Annotated in this window: 3 protein-coding genes; all 3 read left to right on the plus strand. The window is 63.4% G+C overall.

What is annotated here, in order from left to right:
• The first annotated feature begins 962 nt into the window (after nt 1-962).
• On the plus strand, nt 963-2,747 hold the full coding sequence (gene ltrA, locus KLK06_RS59250; protein ID WP_214644724.1) for a group II intron reverse transcriptase/maturase: 1,785 nt from the start codon (nt 963-965) through the stop codon (nt 2,745-2,747).
• A 79-nt stretch (nt 2,748-2,826) separates the two neighbouring features.
• Nucleotides 2,827-3,597: an IS5 family transposase gene (locus KLK06_RS59255; RefSeq protein ID WP_214644725.1), complete on the plus strand. Its 771-nt coding sequence runs from the start codon at nt 2,827-2,829 to the stop codon at nt 3,595-3,597.
• Entirely contained in the window at nt 3,594-4,070 is a 477-nt protein-coding gene (locus tag KLK06_RS59260) for a hypothetical protein (RefSeq protein WP_214644726.1), read from the plus strand. Before KLK06_RS59255 ends, KLK06_RS59260 begins: the two co-directional genes overlap by 4 nt.
• The last annotated feature ends 174 nt before the right edge of the window (nt 4,071-4,244 follow it).

Below are 4,244 nucleotides of genomic sequence, written 5' to 3' on the forward strand. Positions count from 1 at the left end.
TAATAATCAAACAGACGCCCTCATCGGCGATGAGGAATGAGCAAATCCATACCTATAGGACGAAGAGTCCAAAAGCCTGCGACCACAAAGCGGGCACATGCCAACGAGCCATGCCTAAACCCCCACTTAGAGTGCGTTCTGTGAGCCTGCGCCTGTGATGTCACAGTGTGATCGAACGGATTTGTAGCGTTACGGCCGGTCGGCGGGGCCGGGTGTGCTGGGATAGCCCGGTGACCGAGCGCAAGCCCTACCCGAGTGACTTATCCGACGCCCAGTGGGCGTTGATCGGTGCGACACGAAGTCGCGCATTCCGAGTGAACTCGCAGATCGGAGGCCGGTTATAGACCGGATGCGTAGTTCCTGATCAGTGTTCGAGATCAGTCCCCGCCCTGGCGTGCGTTCACAGGTCCCGCTTGTGAGGGTGCGAAGCCCAGGGAAGAAGCTCAAGGGCCCCCGCTCCGTCCGGGGGAGCAACCGGGCGAGGGGAAGGCCGGACGGGCGAACGCAAGTGAACCCCCGATGATGCCTCGTCAGCCCAAACCTTGGGTGACGGGACGAGGACCAGGGTGCAAGGGCCTGGCCGCTGGAAGAGGCGGCAAGCGGCGGCCGGGGACGATCAACCGGTCGTAGGAACACCGCTGGCCCCGGGGTATAGGGGGCGCCCACCCCGGCCGTGTCTCGTGTGCGCGGAACGTGGAAACCCCGTCGGGGTCCGGGCCTTTTCGGCTCGGTAGGCCGATCGCAAGAGGGGCAGAACTCCTCGGCGGGACAGGAAGCCCAAAAAGCAGATGCCGGCGGCCGAAAGGCAGCGGGACTCGGGACATGTGGCTGCCTCTCCAGGCGGCTGTCTCGGGGAACCGGCCGGATGCCGGTCCTGGCGACCGGGTCCCGAAAGGGGAGCTGACGTGGGCTGGTGAGCCTTTGACGACCGAGGCCCGGGGCCTCCCGAACCGAGGGGCAAGTTGAACACCGCGGTGAACGGACCCAAGGACGTTGCCGAATGGGACGAGATCGTATGGCGTCACCACGAGGACAACGTAGTGAGGCTGAGGCAGAGGATCTTCAAGGCGACGCGGGAAGAGGACTGGGCCCTGGTCCGGTCCTTGCAGAAACTGATACTGAGATCATGGTCGAACACGCTGATCAGCGTGCGGCAGGTGACTCAGCGCAACGCTGGACGTCGGACGGCCGGGATAGACGGGGAAACCGCCTTGTCACCCGAGGCCAGGATGGACGTGGCTTTACGTGTGCACTGTACGCGCTCGTCCTGGAATCCACTGCCGGTCCGACGCGTGCACATTCCAAAGGCCGATGGAAAACAACGGCCGCTCGGTATCCCCGTGATTATGGACCGATGCCACCAGGCGCGCGTCCGTAACGCACTGGAACCCGAGTGGGAAGCGCGCTTCGAGCCGAAGTCCTATGGGTTCCGGCCAGGCCGCAGCTGTGCGGATGCCATCGGCGCTCTCTACTCCACGCTGAAAGGCTCCCGAGCCAAGAGGCTGTGGATTCTGGATGCCGACTTGTCCGCCGCATTCGACAGAATCGACCACGAACAACTGCTCAAATCGATCGGGTCCTTCCCGGCTAGGGAAATGGTCCGGAGATGGCTGAAAGCGGGAGTGGTCGAGGGCAGCCTGCTCACACCAACCGAAGAGGGGTCACCTCAAGGCGGTGTAATCAGCCCGCTGTTGATGAACGTTGCGCTCCACGGCCTAGAGGAAGCTGCCGGAGTCCGCTATCTCGCATCCGGACGTACCTCCGGAGATACGAAGCGAGGAGCTCCGGTGCTGGTGCGATACGCCGACGATATGGTCGCCTGCTGTCACTCCAGGCAGCAAGCGGAGCAGGTCAAGGCGCGGCTTGCAGCGTGGCTGGCCCCCAGGGGCCTGACCTTTAACGAGGAGAAGACACGCATTATGCATCTCTCCGAAGGTTTCGACTTCCTGGGATTCACTCTCCGCCGGTTTCACGAGTCCAAGCTGATCATCAAGCCAAGTAAAAAGGCGATCATGCGGATACGGGAAAGGCTCACGGACGAGATGCGAAAACTTCGCGGATCGAATGTGGTGGCGGTCATCGCCAAACTCAACCCGATCATTCGGGGCTGGGCGGCCTACTACCGTGGGGTGGTGTCCAGCCGGGTCTTCTCGGACCTGGACTCTCATGTGTGGCGGCACACCTACAAGTGGGCCAAGCACTCCCACCCCAACAAGCCTAAGAAGTGGATCGTGCACCGCTACTACGGCAAGTTCAACAAGTACAGGAACGACCACTGGGTGTTCGGCGATCGCGGCTGTATCAGCGAAAGCGGCGGCACCTTTCACGTGGTCAAATTCTCCTGGACGAACATCGTCCGGCACCAGTTGGTTACTGGCGGGGCGTCGCCCGACGACCCCGACCTGCATGACTACTGGGCCAAAAGACGGAGAAAGGTCAAACCCCCACTGGACAACTACAACCTGAATCTGCTCGCCAAGCAGGAAGGCCGCTGTCCACTCTGCGGGGATTACATCCTCACCGCCTTTCAGCCACCGCAATCCCCGCACGAATGGGAACGCTGGTGGCTGAATACCGTCCGCAGAGCGGTAGCCGCCAGCTACCTCACTCACCACGGACGAGATGGCGCGCCGGACGGACCGCAGACACGCCTCGTGCACGCCTCCTGCCAACGCAGCCTCCGGGCCAGAACTCGCAGGAGGTCCGCAGCTTCTGTATCACCGCGAACGCCCTTGGGGCTTGCTTGAGCCGTGTGCCTGGCAAGCGGGCACGCACGGTTCTGAGGGGGCGGGGACGTAGCAATGCGTTCCCGCTACCCGACAGCCGGTGCTCACGGCGTGGAAGGCCGCGCACCCGTCCGTCAGCGGCCACGAGGGTAACTACGAGTTGCGTGAGATCGTGAACGCCATCCGCTACCAGGGACGAACCGGTGTCCAATGGGACTATCTCCCGCACGACCTGCCGCCCAAGAGCGCGACGTACTACTACTTTTCGAAGTGGCGCGATGACGGCACCGACAAGACGATCCACGACCTGCTGCGCTGGCATCTGCGGGAGAAGAAGAAACGATTAGCCGACCCGAGCCTGGTCGTACTGGACACTCAGAGCGTCCACGTCGCGGCCGGAGTCCCCGCCTCCACGACCGGAAAAGACGCCGCCAAGCGCGTACCGGGCAGGAAGCGGGGCCTGGCGGTGGACGTGCTGGGCCTGATCATCGCCGTGGTCACGCTGGCCGCCTCGGCCCACGAGAACACCGCCGGGATCGCCCTGCTGGACCGGGTCGCCGCCAGCACGCAGGGAACCGTGACCAAGGCGCTGGTCGACCAGGGGTTCAAGAACACGGTCGTCGCGCACGGCGCCGGCTTGGGGATCGACGTGGAGATCGTCGAACGCAACCCCGCTGACAAGGGGTTCGTCCCCCAGCCGAGACGATGGGTTGTCGAGCAGACGTACGGCATCTTGATGTTCCACCGTCGTCTGGTCCGCGACTATGAGCACCTTCCAACCAGTTCGGAGTCGCGGGTGTATTGGGCGATGACGGACGTGATGTCCCGCCGCCTTACCCGGGGCAGCGCCCCGTCAGGGCGGTGGACATGACCGAGTCCGACGGTCGGCAACTCGACCCCGGCACCTGGCTCCAGGACAGGATCGACGCGCGCGAGCAGGCCTTGACCTGCCAGATCGAGCAGACCCAGGCGGAGATCGACACGCATACCGCGCGTCTGGGCGAACTCAGCCAGGCGATCGAGCACCTGCGGATCAGCCGCAAGACTCTTCTTTCCCTCGCCGAGGAGGACCCCGTCCCGATCGAGCCGGTCGAGCCGCCCGCTGTTCCCGACCACCCCGATTACCAGCAGATTCTCGCCATCTTCGCCGAGGTCGGCGCTTGCCTGCGCGCCCGCGACCTGGCCATGGCGATGGACCTGCCCCTGACGCAAAACGCCATCCAGAATGTCCGTGCCAAGCTCAAACGCCTGGCCAGCCGCAGCATCCTCGTCGAAACCGAGCCGGGTTTGTTCACCCAGTCACGCCCGGAGCACGAACGGCAAGTCTCCGGCCAGCCGACCTAACCCAATCCCGCCGACGAAAGGGGCATCAGCTCGCGGAACGCACTCTTAGTGGGGGTTTAGGCATGGCTCGTTGGCATGTGCCCGCTTTGTGGTCGCAGGCTTTTGGACTCTTCGTCCTATAGGTATGGATTTGCTCATTCCTCATCGCCGATGAGGGCGTCTGTTTGATTATTA

Origin of the sequence: Nonomuraea sp. NEAU-A123 (genome assembly GCF_018603905.1) — a bacterium.
In the GTDB taxonomy this organism is placed as follows: domain Bacteria; phylum Actinomycetota; class Actinomycetes; order Streptosporangiales; family Streptosporangiaceae; genus Nonomuraea.

Bases quoted from the DNA above. Each gene is read 5' to 3' on its own strand.
- KLK06_RS59260 (WP_214644726.1), top strand. From the start codon at position 3,594: ATGACCGAGTCCGACGGTCGGCAACTCGACCCCGGCACCTGGCTCCAG.